The 15,870-nt window shown below is 61.7% G+C and carries 16 protein-coding genes; 5 read left to right on the forward strand and 11 right to left on the reverse strand.

Features of this window, described 5'->3' with window-relative positions; translation table 11 throughout:
* Positions 1-21 precede the first annotated feature (21 nt).
* Positions 22-444: a hotdog fold thioesterase gene (locus U5L73_RS02310; protein WP_322560843.1), complete on the forward strand. Its 423-nt coding sequence runs from the start codon at positions 22-24 to the stop codon at positions 442-444.
* Positions 445-454: 10 nt separating this feature from the next.
* Here the strand turns inward: U5L73_RS02310 and U5L73_RS02315 are convergent, their stop codons facing one another.
* Complete coding sequence (locus U5L73_RS02315; protein WP_322560844.1) at positions 455-1,603, reverse strand: GGDEF domain-containing protein; 1,149 nt, start codon at positions 1,601-1,603, stop codon at positions 455-457.
* A gap of 117 nt (positions 1,604-1,720) precedes the next feature.
* Here U5L73_RS02315 and U5L73_RS02320 point away from each other — a divergent pair, with 117 nt between their 5' ends.
* A complete protein-coding gene (locus tag U5L73_RS02320) occupies positions 1,721-2,500 on the forward strand; it encodes a hypothetical protein (RefSeq protein WP_322560845.1) in 780 nt (259 codons plus the stop codon).
* Between the two features lie 7 nt (positions 2,501-2,507).
* On the opposite strand, the gene U5L73_RS02325 is transcribed toward U5L73_RS02320, so the two are convergent.
* Complete coding sequence (locus U5L73_RS02325) at positions 2,508-3,092, reverse strand: cob(I)yrinic acid a,c-diamide adenosyltransferase (protein WP_322560846.1); 585 nt, start codon at positions 3,090-3,092, stop codon at positions 2,508-2,510.
* 101 nt (positions 3,093-3,193) lie between these two features.
* Between U5L73_RS02325 and U5L73_RS02330 the strand changes: the two genes are divergently transcribed.
* From U5L73_RS02330 to U5L73_RS02340, 3 genes are all read left to right on the forward strand, one after another.
* Positions 3,194-4,618, forward strand: coding sequence for an FAD-binding oxidoreductase (locus tag U5L73_RS02330; protein ID WP_322560847.1), 1,425 nt, complete (start codon positions 3,194-3,196; stop codon positions 4,616-4,618).
* Positions 4,619-4,694: 76 nt separating this feature from the next.
* Positions 4,695-5,261: a LemA family protein gene (locus U5L73_RS02335; RefSeq protein WP_322560848.1), complete on the forward strand. Its 567-nt coding sequence runs from the start codon at positions 4,695-4,697 to the stop codon at positions 5,259-5,261.
* Between the two features lie 11 nt (positions 5,262-5,272).
* Positions 5,273-6,184, forward strand: a complete 912-nt coding sequence (locus U5L73_RS02340) for a hypothetical protein (protein WP_322560849.1) — start codon at positions 5,273-5,275, stop codon at positions 6,182-6,184.
* Positions 6,185-6,227: 43 nt separating this feature from the next.
* Here the strand turns inward: U5L73_RS02340 and U5L73_RS02345 are convergent, their stop codons facing one another.
* From U5L73_RS02345 to U5L73_RS02385, 9 genes are all read right to left on the reverse strand, one after another.
* A complete protein-coding gene (locus U5L73_RS02345; RefSeq protein ID WP_322560850.1) occupies positions 6,228-6,974 on the reverse strand; it encodes an HD-GYP domain-containing protein in 747 nt (248 codons plus the stop codon).
* Positions 6,971-7,747: a class I SAM-dependent methyltransferase gene (locus U5L73_RS02350; RefSeq protein ID WP_322560851.1), complete on the reverse strand. Its 777-nt coding sequence runs from the start codon at positions 7,745-7,747 to the stop codon at positions 6,971-6,973. The genes U5L73_RS02345 and U5L73_RS02350 overlap by 4 nt, the downstream gene beginning before the upstream one ends.
* Positions 7,748-7,824: 77 nt before the next feature.
* On the reverse strand, positions 7,825-8,790 hold the full coding sequence (locus tag U5L73_RS02355) for a ParB/RepB/Spo0J family partition protein (RefSeq protein WP_322560852.1): 966 nt from the start codon (positions 8,788-8,790) through the stop codon (positions 7,825-7,827).
* Positions 8,791-8,833: 43 nt separating this feature from the next.
* Positions 8,834-9,379 carry an RBBP9/YdeN family alpha/beta hydrolase gene (locus U5L73_RS02360; protein WP_322560853.1) on the reverse strand — a complete coding sequence of 182 codons (546 nt, stop codon included), beginning with the start codon at positions 9,377-9,379 and terminating at the stop codon, positions 8,834-8,836.
* A 73-nt stretch (positions 9,380-9,452) separates the two neighbouring features.
* A complete protein-coding gene (locus U5L73_RS02365) occupies positions 9,453-10,238 on the reverse strand; it encodes a ParA family protein (RefSeq protein WP_322560854.1) in 786 nt (261 codons plus the stop codon).
* A 45-nt stretch (positions 10,239-10,283) separates the two neighbouring features.
* Complete coding sequence (locus tag U5L73_RS02370; RefSeq protein ID WP_322560855.1) at positions 10,284-10,904, reverse strand: LysE family transporter; 621 nt, start codon at positions 10,902-10,904, stop codon at positions 10,284-10,286.
* Positions 10,905-11,329: 425 nt separating this feature from the next.
* Complete coding sequence (gene rsmG / locus U5L73_RS02375) at positions 11,330-12,007, reverse strand: 16S rRNA (guanine(527)-N(7))-methyltransferase RsmG (protein ID WP_322560856.1); 678 nt, start codon at positions 12,005-12,007, stop codon at positions 11,330-11,332.
* A complete protein-coding gene (mnmG, locus tag U5L73_RS02380) occupies positions 12,004-14,061 on the reverse strand; it encodes a tRNA uridine-5-carboxymethylaminomethyl(34) synthesis enzyme MnmG (RefSeq protein WP_322560857.1) in 2,058 nt (685 codons plus the stop codon). The genes rsmG and mnmG overlap by 4 nt, the downstream gene beginning before the upstream one ends.
* 206 nt (positions 14,062-14,267) lie before the next feature.
* Positions 14,268-15,722, reverse strand: coding sequence for an aldehyde dehydrogenase (locus U5L73_RS02385; protein WP_322560858.1), 1,455 nt, complete (start codon positions 15,720-15,722; stop codon positions 14,268-14,270).
* Positions 15,723-15,870: the final 148 nt, after the last annotated feature.

The raw sequence follows: 15,870 nt of genomic DNA on the forward strand, positions 1-15,870 counted from the left end.
GCACCTCCAGGGAATTCAACCATGCGTATCTGGCAAAAAGACGTGTCTGTCGACATCCTCACCCATATCAGCCTGAACACAGCGGTACAGCAGTTGGGGATCGAGTTTCTGGAAGTTGGCGACGACTACCTCAAAGGCCGGGTACCTGTGGACCACCGCACCCATCAACCCTATGGCCTGTTGCATGGGGGCGTATCAGTCGTGCTGGCTGAAACGCTTGGCTCTTGTGGTGCGGGCTTTTCGGTTCCTGAGGGCTACAACGCGGTGGGCCTAGATATCAATGCCAACCACCTCAAAGGCGTCAAAACCGGTTGGGTGACCGGTATTGCCCGGCCGGTACACCGGGGCCGCACCACCCACGTGTGGCAAATCGACATGCACAACGACGCCGACGAATTAACCTGCGTCTCGCGCATCACCATGGCCATATTGGCCCCCCGCTAAAGGCGCCTTTTCAGCCCTGCTCCACCCGGTTGCGGCCGGCCTGCTTGGCACGGTAGAGCGCCTCGTCTGCAGCGCTGATGACGGTGTCCAGCACCTCCGGGGCGCTGTCACAGGTGTGCACACCAATGCTCACCGTCAGCGAAATGCTGCGGCCATCCAGTGTGCTCCACCCGGCGCTTTCAACATCCGCAGGCAAGTGATCTGCCAAGGCTACCGCACCCATGGCGTCGGTATCGGGCAGCACTACCAAAAACTCTTCACCCCCCCAACGGCCTGCCATGTCCTGCTCGCGCAGCCTGTTGCGCAAGCCGGCGGCCAAATGGCGCAAGACCCGGTCCCCCGTCAGGTGGCCGTAGGTGTCATTGATGGATTTGAAATGGTCCACATCCAGCATCAGGATAGAAACGGGTTTGCCGCTGCGTCGGGCCTGCGCCAGCTGGATGGCCAGTGCCTCCATGATGAATCGGCGGTTGCTCAAGCCCGTGAGCTCATCCTGCATGGCCAACAGGCGATTACGTTCGTCCGCACGTTCGTTGGTCATGAGCACCAGCCCCTGACACACCATCATCAACGCAACCGATACAAATAAGAAAGTAGCGCTTTGCACGGGATTGGACGTGTTGATGGACCCGATGCCCGCCTCGCCGGACAAGGCGCCCACGGTGCGCAACACAAAGGCCGCACTGATCGCCAAGAAACTGCCGATCACAAAATAAGCCCCCCGGCCGGTTGTCTTGTCAAGCTGCGAGCCAAGCTGCCACGCAATCAGCCCACACTGCCAGGCAATGATCACGCCAGAAAGGATGATCCGCGTCTGCGCATGGCCCAACAGCACAAAAAACAGCACCGCCACCAGAGGCACCGGAGCCCAGACCAGCCAGCGTGGCCACCGGACCTGCAAGAACTGCTGCACCCCCTCTGAAATCAGGGCGAAGCTGATCGCCAGCAAAGTGTTGGCCAGCACCACCGAAACCAGATCGCTGATATGCCCGCGCAACACAAACAGGACATAGGTCAGGGTATGCAACACAAAACCCCAGGCCCAATACATCATGCCGTCGCGCTTGAAGCGGCGGGCCACAGAAGCCAGTGTGGCACTCAAGGTAAAACTTACCACCAGAATGACCAGTAGCAACGTAGGCGTGTGAAGGTCAATCATGTGTACACGCTAACGCACAAGCGATGCCCGCGCGCTAGGGGAACTACCAAGCCAGCGCCGGCCTTGTGCAACTACCTTGCACACGCCATACTGCCCGCCAAACCACGAGGCAACTTTGTGATTCCGGCACACCCCATAACCCGGCGCACCGCGCTTGCTGCAAGCCACGCATTTCTCTGCGCCCTGCTTTTGGGGAGCCAAGCCGCACAAGCCCAAGCAGAGGGGGATGACCCAGCCAACCATTACGACAGCTACACCTCCGCCCAGCTGGAGGCAGTGTGCGACGCCATGTCGCCCACCCGCTACATCAGCGGCTTGACGGACGGTGGCTGGGGCTCTATTGGCATAGGCGGTAAAACCTACTTTTACCGTTCGGCCTGCTACATGGAGCTGGTTCGCCGCACCGGGCGTGCGGAACTGTGTGCCAAGGTGGTGGAGCGCCGCTCGCTGCTGGGGGACGGCTCTAATCATTCACCCAAAGCCTGCGCGGCGGTGGCTGCGGCCTACCAGGCGCGCGAAAAACAAAGCGCCGAGGACGTGGCGGCTTTCAAGGCATCGGTAGAAGGCGCCTTCAAAATCAGTGATCTGCAGGTGCAAGTCCTGCCGGGAGGGCGTTGGCGCGTAGAGGTCCACACCGTGGGCCAGCGCGTGGGCAACTATCAGCTGCAGCTCGTGAAAGTGCGCGACGGTGCGGTTTTGCGCGAGAAAACCGTTGCACTGAGCCGCCCCGAAAATTTCCAGTGGGATCTGAGTCGTGCCGAAGTGGTTGCGGGCACGCCGCTCCCGAACATCTTCCCGATGGCAGTCCGCATGAGCTATCTCGTACCTGCCAGCGCCAGTCGGCCTGCGGCAGAGCACAGCACAGACCTACGCAACTTCACACTCTCTGCAGAGTGAGTGGTGTTCAGGCAGACTCGCTGCCGTTCTTGGCCATGCGCTCGCTCTTCCAGTACACATCGTCGCCCACTGTGCCATCGGTTCGGTAGCGGTTGAGCACGCGCGAGAGCACAAACATCAGGTCCGAGAGGCGGTTGAGGTACTGGCGGGGCGTGTCTTTAAGCGCCTCTTCATTGCCCAGTGCCACCACCGCGCGCTCGGCCCTGCGGGCCACGGTACGGCAGACATGCGCCAGCGATGCAGCGCGGGTACCGGCCGGGAGAATGAATTCCTCGAGGCGCGGTAATGCCGCGTTGTGTTCAGCCAGTGCCTCATCCAAGGCCAGCACCGCTTCGTGCTTGAGCAACTCAAAGCCGGGGATCGACAACTCGCCGCCCAGATTGAAAAGCTGGTGCTGGATTTCGACCAACAGGCTGCGCACCGCAGGCGGCATGTCTTCGCACAGCAGCACACCGAGGTGGCTGTTGAGCTCATCCACATCGCCCATGGCGTGCACCCGCAGGCTGTTTTTAGAAACACGGGTGTTGTCGCCCAGCCCCGTGGTGCCGTTGTCCCCTGTACGGGTGGCGATTTGTGTAAGTCGGTTTGCCATGTACCCATTGTGGCAGGCAGCGCTGCCGCTTGCCCGCCAGCAAAGTGACAGCCCCTCGCGCCGCGCAGATTCCTACAATGGCGAAAACAAGGAGACCTGCCATGAACGCCCCCACCGCCCTGAACCACCTGTTGCCCCAAGTCAACCTGCGTGAGGTGCCAGCTGCTTTGCTGGACGCCCTCAAAGCCCGCTTCGGCGACCAGCTCTCCACCGCGCTGGTAGTGCGCGAGCAGCACGGGCGCGATGAGTCGGCCTTTGACGTGCCGCCACCCTCGGCGGTGGTGTTCGCGCAAAGCACCCAGGACGTGAGCGACGCGGTGAAGTTGGCCGCGCAATACCTGGTACCGGTGATTCCCTTCGGCGTGGGCTCCTCACTGGAAGGCCATTTGCTGGCCGTACAAGGTGGCATCAGCCTGGATGTGAGCCGCATGAACAAGGTGCTCTGCATCAATGCCGAGGACCTGACGGTGACCGTACAGCCCGGCGTGACCCGCAAGCAGCTCAATGACGAGATCAAATCCACCGGCCTCTTCTTCCCCATCGACCCCGGTGCGGACGCCACCATTGGCGGCATGAGCGCCACCCGCGCCAGCGGCACCAACGCAGTGCGCTACGGCACCATGCGCGAGAACGTGTTGGCCCTGGAAGTGGTGACCGCCAGCGGGGAAATCATCCGCACCGGCACCCGCGCTAAGAAAAGCAGCGCCGGCTACGACCTGACCCGCCTGATGGTGGGCAGCGAAGGCACGCTGGGCGTGATCACCGAAGTCACCGTCAAGCTCTACCCCCTGCCCGAAGCAGTGATGGCAGCCACCTGCTCATTCAACAGCCTGGCCGACGCGGTCAACACCACGATCCAGCTCATTCAGCTCGGCGTGCCGATTGCGCGCTGCGAACTGCTGGACGAAAACACCATCCGCATGGTCAACGCGCACTCCAAGCTCACGCTGCGCGAAGGCGCCATGTTGCTGATGGAGTTCCACGGCTCCCCCGAGGGCGTGAAGGAGCAAGTGCAGACCGTGCAGGACATTGCAGCCGAGTTCGGCGGTGCTGCGTTCGAGTGGGCCGAGACGCCGGAAGAACGCACCCGCTTGTGGACCGCGCGGCACAACGCGTACTTTGCCGGCATCCAGTCCCGCCCGGGCTGCAAAGCCATCACTACCGACACCTGCGTGCCCATTTCCAGCCTCGCGGATGCGCTGCTGGACAGCGTGACCGAGGCCCAGGCGGCGGGTCTGCCCTTCTTCTTGGTCGGCCACGTGGGCGACGGCAATTTCCACATGGGCTACCTGATTGACCCGGCCATTCCTGCCGAGCGTGAGCTGGCCGAGCAGCTCAACCACCAGCTGGTGGCGCGCGCGCTCAAACTGGGCGGCACCTGCACCGGCGAGCACGGCGTGGGCCTGCACAAACAGGGCTTTCTGGTGGAGGAAACCGGCAGCGGCGCAGTCGAGATGATGCGCACCATCAAACGCGCACTGGATCCGCACAACATCCTGAATCCCGGAAAGATCTTTGCGCTATAAATAAGATAGCTGACTGCGCAGATTTCATTAGCGCTAGCAAGGTATTTCTTCATTAATTTACAACAAGGGGTTGGCAATGGGCGTGATGTTTTGGGTAGTCTTGGCGGTCGCGGTGTTTTACTTGATCAGCCTCTACAACGGGCTGGTGGAGGTCAAAAACGCGGTGTCCAAAGCATGGGCCAACATCGATGTGCTGCTCAAACAGCGCCATGACGAGCTGCCCAAGCTGATCGACACCTGCAAGCAATACATGCAGCACGAGCAAGCTACCTTAGAGAAGGTGATTGCCGCCCGGGCCAAGGTGTCGAATGCGCGTGAGTCGCAAGACGTGGCCGCCGTGGGCCGGGCCGAGACCGGTTTGCGCAGCGGCCTGGGCCAGTTGTTTGCCCTGGCCGAGAGCTACCCCGACTTGAAAGCCAACGAGCAGTTTGTGCAACTACAAGCGCGCATCAGCAGCCTGGAGAACAGCATCGCCGACCGGCGCGAGTTTTACAACGAGTCGGTCAATATCAACAACGTGCGCATCGAGCAGTTTCCCGGTGTGCTGGTGGCGCGACTCTTTAACTTCAAGGCGTTTGAACTGCTCAAGTTCAGCGCCGAAGAACTCACCGACGTGGACGTCAGCGCCCGCTTTAAAGCCTGATAGAGAACCGCGTGAGTCTGGAACTTGCAGGTCTGCGCTCGCTGCGCAGCCAGAGCCTGAACGGCCTGCTGGCGGCTGCCTACTTCGGAGCGGCCGGCGCTGCTTTTCACGTGGGGCCGGGGCGCGCGCGGCTCTGGTGCGTCGGGGCTGCCAGCGTGATCGGCTTGCTGGCCTGGGGAGCCTCCTTGCGTCGAGCCCGGGCAATTGCCAATATCGCCACATCGCGCATTGCCTCTGCCGCGCAAGGCTATGTGGAGCTGCAAGGCCGCTCCACAACCACCGACCTGATCTACAGCCCGCTGACCCAGACACCCTGCATCTGGTACCGCTACCGGACCTACGAGCGCGACAACCGCGAAAAAGAATGGCGGGAAATAGACAGCGGCGTGAGCAGCGCCACCTTTGACCTGCTCGACAGCAGTGGCAGTTGCACCATCGACCCTGACCATGCCGAGGTCATGGGAGCGGAGGTCGTGACCCGCTATGCCAACGAGCACAAGCATGTCGAAGAACTCTTGCACGGGGGCCGCACCCTGCACGCGCTGGGCGAATTCATCACTATCGGCGGTGCACACACTGCCTTGAGCTTGCGCGAAGACGTGAACGCCCTGCTCACTACCTGGAAACAAAACCCCACCGATCTGCACCGACGGTTCGACCTGAACCGCGACGGGGAGATTGACCTTCAGGAGTGGGAGCTGGCCCGCCGGCTGGCGGTGCGCACGGTAGAGCATGAACACCGCAACATCCGGGCCCAACCCGGTGTGCACATGCTGCGCGCCCCGCAGGATGGGCGCCTGTTTTTGCTCTCCCCCCTCTCGCCGCAGGCCTTGCGCCGGCGCTATCTGCTGTGGAGTGCGCTACACCTGAGTGTGTACTTGGGTGGCGCGTTTATCGCCCTCAAGGTGCTACTAAAAATATAGCGCTATCCGTACGTTTAACGTGCGCTGGGGGCTGATTACGTACTTAAAGTACGGCCACCTCGGCAATCGCGTTGGCCATGTATTCGATCTTCTGCTGCATGTCGGCATTGGTATCGGCATGGCGCACCGCGATACTGCGAAAGGTTTCATGCACCTCTAAGAACGCATCCACAACAGCAGGGTCGAAATGCGCGCCCCGCCCTTCGGTGATGATTTGTACCGCCCGGTCATGCGACACGCCATCTTTGTAGACCTTGTTGCTGATCAGCGCATCAAACACGTCCGCCAGGGCCACAATGCGCGCCGACAGGGGAATCTGCTCCGCCCACAGGCCTTTGGGGTAGCCGGTGCCATCCCATTTTTCCTGGTGGCACAGCGCCAACTCTTTGGCAACGGCTAACAAGGGCGATGCCCTGCCCAGGGTTTTCTCCGCACGCACCAAGGCGTCGTGGCCGAGCGTGGTGTGGGTCCGCATGATGGCGACTTCATCCGGTGTCAGGCGTCCGGGCTTGAGCAAGATACGGTCGGGAATGCCCACGGTGCCCATGTCGTACATCGGCACGCTGCCCGCCAGGGTTTCGACATACGCCGGTGTCAGTGTCCCGGCATAAGCGGGGTTCTTTTGCAGCTCGCCGCACAAAGCCCGCACATACTGCTGCACCCGGATGAGGTGGCTCTCGGTATCAGAGTCGCGCAACTCCGCCAGAGTGGCCAACGCGAATACCACGACCTGCGCGGCGTGCAAGGCTTCATGGACGTCGACTAGGGGAGGAGGGTTGGTTTCGGTCATGCAATTTCTCCTGGTTGCAACGGCAGAGGCACTTGGTATAGCCACACCATTTTGCCACCCGGCCCGCGCCAATGGGCAACAGGTGCCGCGCTGGTGGCTTCAAATTCCAAACTCACCAGCCAAGTGCCGGGCCGCATCTCTGCATTGGCCTTGGCAACCGCACGTGCCATGCTCTCGGGTCTTTGGAACAGGTACACCATGTCATAGGTAGACCAGTTGGCCCGCCAGATGTCACCCCGCGTTACGCGCGCCCAAGGGCAGCGCAGACCGCACAGCAGGCGCAAGGGCCAGCTCCACTCCATGCCGTGCAGTTCGGCCTGCGGATAGGCCAAGCGCAGTGCCTGGAGGCCGTGGCCCAAGCCGCAGCCTGCATCGAGCACATGGGCGCCCACCGGCAGCGGTGAGTGGGCAGGCAACTCTGCGAGCGCGTTGGGCGGGGTGGGAAACAGCGGCGCATCGCGCCAGGCATTCACCGGGTACACCAGCAACAGCAGCGCCAAGGGCAGCAACCAGGCCCAGGCCGGCAAAGACTCGGCGCTTAGGGTGGAGAGGCTCACCAGCAAGGACAGCGGAAAGCCCCCCGCGATCAGCAGGCGCCGCCACCAGGTAGCACCCCAGAGACTGCACGCCACGCCCAGCGCACTGCTCAGGCCCAGGGCCCACGACAGCGCGACCCCCTGCCCCAGCAAGGCGCGAAAGAGTGCCCAGCAAGCAGCCCAGGCAAACACCGCAGGCAGCGGCCATTGCCAATGGGCGGGGTTGAGGCGGCGCATCATATTTAATAGCCCAAAGAGCCTCTAGCGCTCGTGGAATATGCGCAGAATGCTCTCATTTTCATAGCGATTTACAGTTAACGGTTACCGCCGGGTGCCAAGCGGTCGATCAGGCCGTTGAGCTCTTCGAGCGAGCCGAACTGGATCACCACTTCGCCCATCTCTTCCATACGGCCGTGGCGTTTGACCCGCTTTTTGATGTGCACATCCACCTGCGCCATGAGCAGGTCGGAGAGCTCTTCTTCGACCCGCTTGATATCGCGCGATTTCTCTTTGGCCGGCTTTTGCGGGGTGAGCGAAAACTCGGCGCCCAGTTTCTTGACCAGGCTCTCCGCCTCGCGCACCGACATCTTTTTGGTGGCAATCTGGTTGGCCGCCGTGATCTGGGTCGCACGGTCCAGTGCGAGCAAAGCACGGGCATGGCCCATGTCGATATCGCCGGCCATCAGCATGGTTTGCACCGGGTCGGCCAAGTTCAACAAGCGCAGCAAATTGCTGGCAGCACTGCGCGAGCGGCCTACGGCCTGGGCCGCGGTTTCGTGGGTCAGGCCGAACTCTTTGATCAAGCGTTGCAGGCCTTGGGCCTCTTCAAGCGGGTTGAGGTCTTCACGCTGGATGTTTTCGATCAGCGCCATCGCGGCCGCAGCCTCGTTGGGCACATCGCGCACCAGCACTGGCACCTCGGTCAGGCCGGCCAACTTGGCGGCGCGGAAACGGCGCTCGCCGGCAATGATTTCATAAATGGCGCGCTTGCGGCCTTCGCCGATGTGGGGTGCCGCATCTGCCTCATCGAGCTTGCGCACCAAAATCGGCTGCATGATGCCCTGCGCCTTGATGGATTCGGCCAGCTCGTACAAAGCACCCTCGTCCATGTGGGTACGCGGCTGGTACACGCCGGCCACCATGTCGGCCAAAGACAAGGTGCTGGGGGCAGCCGCAGTGGTGGTGCCCGTGGACTCGGTAGCCGGGGGCGCGTCGACCACTTTGGGGCCGAGCAGGGCTTCGAGGCCCATGCCCAGGCCTTTGGGTTTTTTGGTGACCATGTTCTTTTCCTTCTTGATATCGTATGTGGTGGTTGCCGGCATATCAGCCGGCGCGCGCCATCAGCGTGTGCAGGCGGGCGATGCCCTCAGGCCAGTCGCCCAGGCCGGAGTCGGCATTGAGGTGGCCGGCGTTGCCGCAGTCCACCCAGTCAGCGCCCCAAGCGGCGGCGAATTGCCGGGCGCGCTCAAAGCTGCAATACGGGTCATTGCGGCTGCCCAGCAGTTCGGCGGGAAACAGCAGTTTGTCCATCACTACTGGCCACCAGCTTTTGAGCTGGGCTTGCAACTCTTCGCGCTCCGGGTCTCCGGGCCCGACCAGAAAGGCGGATTTCACCCGGTGGGTGTTTTGCGAATGCTGGGCCCAGGCAGCGGTGAGGATGCAACCCAAGCTGTGCGCTACCAGCACTACGGGTGTAGGCGCGGCCAGCACGGCTTCTTCCAGTTGCATCATCCAGTCGCCCCGCAAGGGTTGCATCCAGTCGTGCTGCTGCACACGGGTGAAGCCGTGCAGTGCCTCCCAGCGGCTTTGCCAGTGGGCGGGGCCGGAGTTTTGCCAGCCAGGCAGAAGGAGGACAGTCGGGTTGGGCATGGTTGCTATGAATTCAGGAGCTATTGGGGCAACAAGCGTCTGGGCCAAAGGCGAATTTGGCTTGCAATGGCGCCTACATCACCTTGATGCGGTCGACCATTTCTTGCGCGAAGGTCAAAAAGGCCTGTGCCCCCTTGGACTGGGGATCAAACACCACACCGGGCACCCCATAACTGGGCGCCTCGGCCAGGCGCACATTGCGGGGGATGACGGTGTTGAACACCTTGTCGCCAAAGTGGGCGCGAAGCTGTTCGCTCACCTGCTGCTGCAGGGTAATGCGCGGGTCAAACATCACCCGCAGCAGACCGATGATTTGCAAGTCGTCGTTCAGGTTGGCTTTGACTTGCTTGATAGTGTTGACCAAATCGGTCAGCCCTTCGAGCGCAAAATATTCGCACTGCATCGGCACGATCACGCCATGGGCACAGCACAAGCCGTTGAGGGTGAGCATGCTCAACGAGGGCGGGCAGTCGATGAGCACGAAATCGTATTCATGGTCCACCACCGCCAGCGCCTGCTTGAGGCGGCGCTCGCGCCGCTCCAGCTCCACCATCTCGACCTCGGCACCGGCAAGCTCGCGGTTGGCGCCCAGGATGTCGTAGCTGCACCCCCCCTCGATCAGCTTCTCGCTTTGGGCACGGGCTTCGGCCACCGTGGCGGATTCGAGCAGCACGTCATAGACCGTGAGTTCCAGCTTGCGCTTGTCCACGCCCGAACCCATGGTTGCGTTGCCTTGGGGGTCGAGGTCAATCATCAGCACACGCTGGCCGACTTTGGCCAATCCGGCCGCCAGGTTCACAGTAGTAGTGGTTTTGCCGACGCCACCTTTTTGGTTGGCAACGCAGAAAATTTTGGCCATAGAGCGCTCAGGGTGAGAAAACAGAAAACCGGTTCAACGGGACTTTTATTTGGCCGACTGCAAGGCCAGGCGGATGCCAAAGCCGACCAGGAACACGCCCGCCAGCTTCTCGAGTACCCGCCCGATCATGGGGTTGGCGCGCACGCGCTCGGCGAAAAAGTGGGTCAGCAGCGTAGCGCCCAGTCCGTACAGAAATGTGAGAAAAGCGATAGTGGCCGCCATGAAGGCATACGTCACCAAGCCTTGCTGGCTGGTGCGGTCCACAAACAGGGGGAAGAAGGCCATGTAAAACAAAATGGCCTTGGGATTGAGCAAGGTGATCAGGAGCGCCTGGCGCAAGTAGTGGCCAGCCTTGATGTTGAGTACCGGCGCTGCGCCGGGTTTGGCCGTCAGCATCTTGAAGCCCAGCCACCCGAGGTACGCGGCACCCGCCCACTGTACGGCATGGAAGGCATCCGGATACGCCGCCAAGAGCGCCGCCACCCCAGCCACCGCAGACCACATGAGCACCTGGTCACCCAGAATCACACCCAGGGTTGCGGCTAGCCCGCCCTTGATGCCACCCTTGCTGGTGGACGTGACTAGCGCGAGATTGCCCGGGCCGGGGATCGCCAGAAACACGATGATGGTAATGACAAAGGTGCCGTAATCGGTGACGCCGAGCATGGGTTTTCTTTCGGGAGGAAGGCGTCGAGTTTACGTTGGAAATTTTGTGGCGGGCGTTGGGTTCAACCAAGCGGCTGCGAGATGGGTGCCTGAGTGTTGTTTCACGTGAAACTTGCCTGTGCGCAGCTTGCTCATTAACGATCTTGCTGAGCACATCTTGGGGTAGGCGTGAGCCCCGCCGTTCGTGTCCCCCGCCTGCTGCGCAGGCTCCTCCTTGACCTCACTCTGGGGCTCACGCCCACCCCAAGACTACGAAAAACGGCCAGAAACTCAACAGGCCGCGAAAAGATCAATCACACCGCTAGGTTGGGTAGGGTTACGCGTTTTGCGCAGGTCAAGGAGGAGCCCGCGCAGCGGGCGGGGGACACGGAGCAAAACGCGTAACCCCACCCAACCTTCACACCAAAGGAAAAAGCAAAAAGAGCTTAGTTCACCGCCCGCTTACGCATCCACACAATGCACCGCTCCGCATCCAACCCCGGCACCACAAGTTGTTCCACGTGAAACACTTCCACCGACGGTGACAGGGCAGCCATTTCATCCGCAGGGTGCTTGCCCTTCATGCCCATCCACACGCCCTGCTCTGCCAAGGCTTTTTCAGACCAAGTCGCAAAGTCGACCAACGATGCAAAAGCGCGCGAGCTCACTACGTCGTAAGGCTCGCTCAAGCTCTCTACCCGGGCATGAATGCCACGCAGATTTGGCAACTTCAAGGTCACCGCCACTTGCTGAATGAACGCAGCCTTCTTGGCCACTGTGTCCACACAGTGCACCGTGATGTGGGGGAAGCAAATCGCAATCACGATGCCGGGCAAACCGGCACCGGAGCCCACATCCAGCAGGCGGGGCTTGTCGCCGCAAACACCTGCTGCCTGCTGTACCGCCAACTGCTTTTGCAGCGGCGCAATCGCTGCCAAGCTGTCAAACAAGTGGTGGGTTAGCATTTCGGCCGGATCGCGCACCGCCGTCAGGTTGTAGACCTTGGTCCACTTCTGGATCAAGCCCATGTATTCCAGCAGCGCCGCCGACTGCGCAGACTCCAAGCTGAGGCCTAGCGCCGCACAAGCCTTGTCCAATTGCTCCGAGTGCCCTACCCCGCTCATACCGTCTCCCCCTTTTCCACAAAGCCGCGGAAGTTACCTTTCCGGAGGTGAATCATCAACAGCGAGATCGTAGCAGGCGTGATACCGGACAGGCGCGAGGCCTGCCCCAGCGTTTCGGGCTTGAACTTAGTGAGCCGTTGGCGGGCCTCGATGCTCAAGGCGGTGACCTGCATGTAGTCGAGGTCTTCAGGCAAGCGGAGGTTTTCGTAATGCGCGGCGCGTTCGACTTCATCTTTCTGGCGATCGATGTAGCCGGAGTACTTGGCGGCAATCTCCACCTGCTCCACAACAGACGCCACAAATGCAGCTTCCGCCAGATCTGTCGCGGGCAGGCCCGCTGTTTCACGTGAAACGTTGTCCAGCAAATCACGGTTGGCGTATTTGCCATGGTCCAGTGACATCAAGCCGCCGTAACTCACATTCGGGCGGCGCAGCAAACCGGCAAGGTTGTATTCGTGTTCAATCGACTTGCCCAACACCCGCTCGGATTCATCGGCAGCGAGGTTGCGGGGGTTGACCCAGATACTGCGCAGGCGTTCTGTTTCACGTGAAACAGCATCCCGCTTGCGGCAGAAAGCATCCCAGCGGGCGTTGTCCACCAAGCCCAGCTCGCGACCCACTTCGGTCAAACGGGCATCGGCATTGTCTTCACGCAGCTGCAGACGGAACTCCGCCCGGCTGGTGAACATGCGGTAGGGCTCGGTCACGCCCTTGGTGATCAAGTCATCCACCAGCACACCCAGATAGGCTTGGTCGCGGCCGGGCAACCAGCTACTACCGGTATAGCTAGCCGCACCAGCGGCACTCAGCGCCACATTGCCACCGCCCATGGCGCGCACTTGCAGTGCCGCGTTGATACCGGCAAACATGCCTTGTGCCGCCGCCTCTTCATAACCGGTGGTGCCGTTGATCTGGCCGGCAAAGAATAGGCCGCCGATCTGGCGTGTCTCGAAGCTGCTCTTGAGCGAGCGCGGGTCAAAGTAGTCGTACTCAATGGCGTAGCCAGGCCGCAGGATGTGCGCGTTTTCCAAGCCGGCCATGCTGCGCACCAAGTCGTACTGAATATCAAACGGCAGGCTGGTACTGATGCCGTTGGGGTAGTACTCGTGAGTGGTCAGGCCTTCGGGCTCGAGAAAGATCTGGTGACTGTCTTTGTCGGCAAAGCGGTTGATCTTGTCTTCCACGCTCGGGCAATAGCGCGGGCCCACGCCCTCGATCTTGCCGGTGAACATGGGGCTGCGGTCAAAGCCACTGCGGATGATGTCGTGGGTGCGCTCGTTGGTGTGGGTGATCCAGCAGGGCACTTGCTGCGGGTGCATGGCTGTGTTGCCCATGAAGCTCACCACCGGCATCACATCGCTCATACCGCCGGGCACGCCGTCGCCTGGTTGGATGATGCACTTGCTGAAGTCAATGCTGCGCCCGTCGATCCGCGGCGGGGTGCCGGTCTTGAGGCGGCCTTGGGGCAGCTCCAGTTCCTTGAGTCGGGCAGACAGCGACACGGCGGGCGGGTCCCCTGCCCGGCCGGCGGCGTAGTTGTTCAGGCCCACATGGATCTTGCCATCCAAGAAGGTACCGGCAGTGAGCACTACCGTCTTGGCGCGGAACTGGATACCCACTTGGGTCACCGCCCCCACCACACGAGCGCCGTCACCATCGCCCTCGACCATCAAATCGTCCACCGCTTGCTGGAACAGCCACAGGTTGGGCTGGTTCTCCAGCATCCGTCTAACGGCGGCCTTGTAGAGCACGCGGTCCGCCTGCGCACGGGTTGCCCGCACTGCCGGACCCTTGCTGGAATTGAGGATACGGAACTGGATACCCGACTCGTCGGTGGCCAGCGCCATCGCGCCGCCCATGGCATCCACCTCTTTGACCAGGTGGCCCTTGCCGATACCGCCAATGCTGGGGTTGCAGCTCATCTGCCCCAGGGTTTCGATGTTGTGGGAGAGCAGCAGGGTTTTACTGCCCATGCGGGCAGCCGCGAGCGCAGCTTCGGTGCCGGCATGGCCGCCGCCGACAACGATGACGTCGAATTCTTGTGGGTACAACATGGCAAGGGGGCGCGAGGGCGGACCACGGTGCGAGTCCGGCCGGCGCGAAAAGAAAGGGAGTTGCCTATTTTAACGGCAGCTCCCCTTTTTGCCGAGTGCGGGGGCTTGCTGCTACCCCAACGGCTTGTTCAACCATCAAAACAAGTGCTAGCCCAATCGCATGTTGCGGAAGCAGCTCCTATTTTTATAGCAAAGCGTAATCCACGTCAAAACGGATAGTGACGCGGCGTGGTTTGCAGGGTGATCCAACGCAGCTCGGTGAACTCGGCAACACCGGCTTTGCCCCCAAAACGCCCCATGCCGCTGCCCTTGACGCCACCGAACGGCATCTGGGCTTCGTCATGCACCGTGGGACCGTTCACATGGCAAATGCCGGAGTCAATGCGGCGCGCCACGTTGAAGGCGCGCGCCATGTCACTGCCAAACACCGCCGCGCTCAGGCCGTATTCATTGTCATTGGCGCAGGCCACCGCCTCTTCCACACCGCGGACCCGCACCACCGCCTTGACCGGGCCGAAAGTCTCCTCGTGGTAGATACGCATGGCCGGTGTCACATGGTCCAGCACGGTGGCGGCCATCAGGGTGTTGGTCGCCTTGCCGCCGCACAGCAGCTTGGCCCCTTTGGCCAGCGCATCGTCAATCAATGCGTTGCAATGCTCGACCGTGTTCATGCCGATCACCGAACCCAGCACCACCGGGTCGGGCTTGCGCGGGTCCCCCACGGGCAGGGCTGCGGCCTTCGCGGCAAACTTCTGGGTAAACGCATCCGCAATCGCCTGATCCACGATGATGCGCTCGGTGCTCATACAGATCTGGCCGCTGTTGGCAAAGCAACCGAAGGCCGCGCCGTTGACCGCATCTTCGATGACGGCGTCGTCCAGAATCACCATGGGCGCCTTGCCCCCCAGTTCCAGCACCACCGGCTTGAGGTATTTGGCACAGGTCATCGCAATGATCTTGCCGACGCGGGTAGAGCCGGTGAAGTTCACACGGCGCACCGCCGGATGCGCCACGATGGCCTCCACCACTGCGCCGGCATCGGCCGGCGCGTTGGTGATGTAGTTCACCACGCCAGGCGGAAAGCCCGCATCTGCAAACGCCTCGGCAATCAACTGGTGGGTGCGCGGGCAGTTTTCGCTGCCCTTGAAGATCACGGTGTTGCCGCAGGCCAAGGGAGTGGCAATGGCGCGCACCCCCAGAATGATGGGGGCGTTCCAGGGTGCAATCCCCAGGACCACGCCTGCAGGCTGGCGCACTCCCATGGCCAAACTACCAGGCACATCGGACGGAATGACCTCACCGCTGATCTGGGTGGTCAGCGAAGCGGCCTCCCGCAGCATGCCGGCCGCCAAGTGCACATTAAAGCCAGCCCACATGCCGGTGCCACCAGTCTCCGCGCCCACCGCCTCGATGAACTGCGGCGTTTTGACCTCGAGGGCATCTGCCGCTTTGAGCAGCAGCGCACGGCGTTCGCCGGGCCCGGTCTGGCTCCAAGTCTTGAAAGCGGCAGCCGCCGCATCGGCCGCCATGACCGCATCCGCCGCCGAGGCGGCAGGGGCCCGGGTGGCCACGCTGCCATCCAAAGGGTTGCGCCGCTCAAAGGTCGCGCCTTGTTCAGCCGTGACATGGAGGCCGTTGATCAACATAGACAAATCATACATGGGTTCTCTCCTGTAAGGGGTGGGGTCAACGCTCCATCGTAAAAAGCCCCTGGGGTATCCGCTGTGCTCCGCGTGCACAAAGTACTGACTCGGGCGTGCACAAGCGCTAGGGATAACCCTTGCAGCCCCCGCAGACTCCACTGCCCCG

The sequence above is a fragment of the Rhodoferax sp. genome (assembly GCF_034520025.1).
GTDB lineage: Bacteria > Pseudomonadota > Gammaproteobacteria > Burkholderiales > Burkholderiaceae_C > Allorhodoferax.

Coding starts and splice junctions, on each gene's coding strand:
- U5L73_RS02385 (WP_322560858.1), bottom strand. CDS start 15,722: ATGTATGATTTGTCTATGTTGATCAACGGCCTCCATGTCACGGCTGAA.
- U5L73_RS02335 (WP_322560848.1), top strand. CDS start 4,695: ATGGGCGTGATGTTTTGGGTAGTCTTGGCGGTCGCGGTGTTTTACTTG.
- U5L73_RS02355 (WP_322560852.1), bottom strand. CDS start 8,790: ATGGTCACCAAAAAACCCAAAGGCCTGGGCATGGGCCTCGAAGCCCTG.
- U5L73_RS02315 (WP_322560844.1), bottom strand. CDS start 1,603: ATGATTGACCTTCACACGCCTACGTTGCTACTGGTCATTCTGGTGGTA.
- U5L73_RS02310 (WP_322560843.1), top strand. CDS start 22: ATGCGTATCTGGCAAAAAGACGTGTCTGTCGACATCCTCACCCATATC.
- rsmG (WP_322560856.1), bottom strand. CDS start 12,007: ATGAGCGGGGTAGGGCACTCGGAGCAATTGGACAAGGCTTGTGCGGCG.
- U5L73_RS02370 (WP_322560855.1), bottom strand. CDS start 10,904: ATGCTCGGCGTCACCGATTACGGCACCTTTGTCATTACCATCATCGTG.
- U5L73_RS02345 (WP_322560850.1), bottom strand. CDS start 6,974: ATGACCGAAACCAACCCTCCTCCCCTAGTCGACGTCCATGAAGCCTTG.
- U5L73_RS02365 (WP_322560854.1), bottom strand. CDS start 10,238: ATGGCCAAAATTTTCTGCGTTGCCAACCAAAAAGGTGGCGTCGGCAAA.
- mnmG (WP_322560857.1), bottom strand. CDS start 14,061: ATGTTGTACCCACAAGAATTCGACGTCATCGTTGTCGGCGGCGGCCAT.
- U5L73_RS02350 (WP_322560851.1), bottom strand. CDS start 7,747: ATGCGCCGCCTCAACCCCGCCCATTGGCAATGGCCGCTGCCTGCGGTG.
- U5L73_RS02330 (WP_322560847.1), top strand. CDS start 3,194: ATGAACGCCCCCACCGCCCTGAACCACCTGTTGCCCCAAGTCAACCTG.
- U5L73_RS02325 (WP_322560846.1), bottom strand. CDS start 3,092: ATGGCAAACCGACTTACACAAATCGCCACCCGTACAGGGGACAACGGC.
- U5L73_RS02360 (WP_322560853.1), bottom strand. CDS start 9,379: ATGCCCAACCCGACTGTCCTCCTTCTGCCTGGCTGGCAAAACTCCGGC.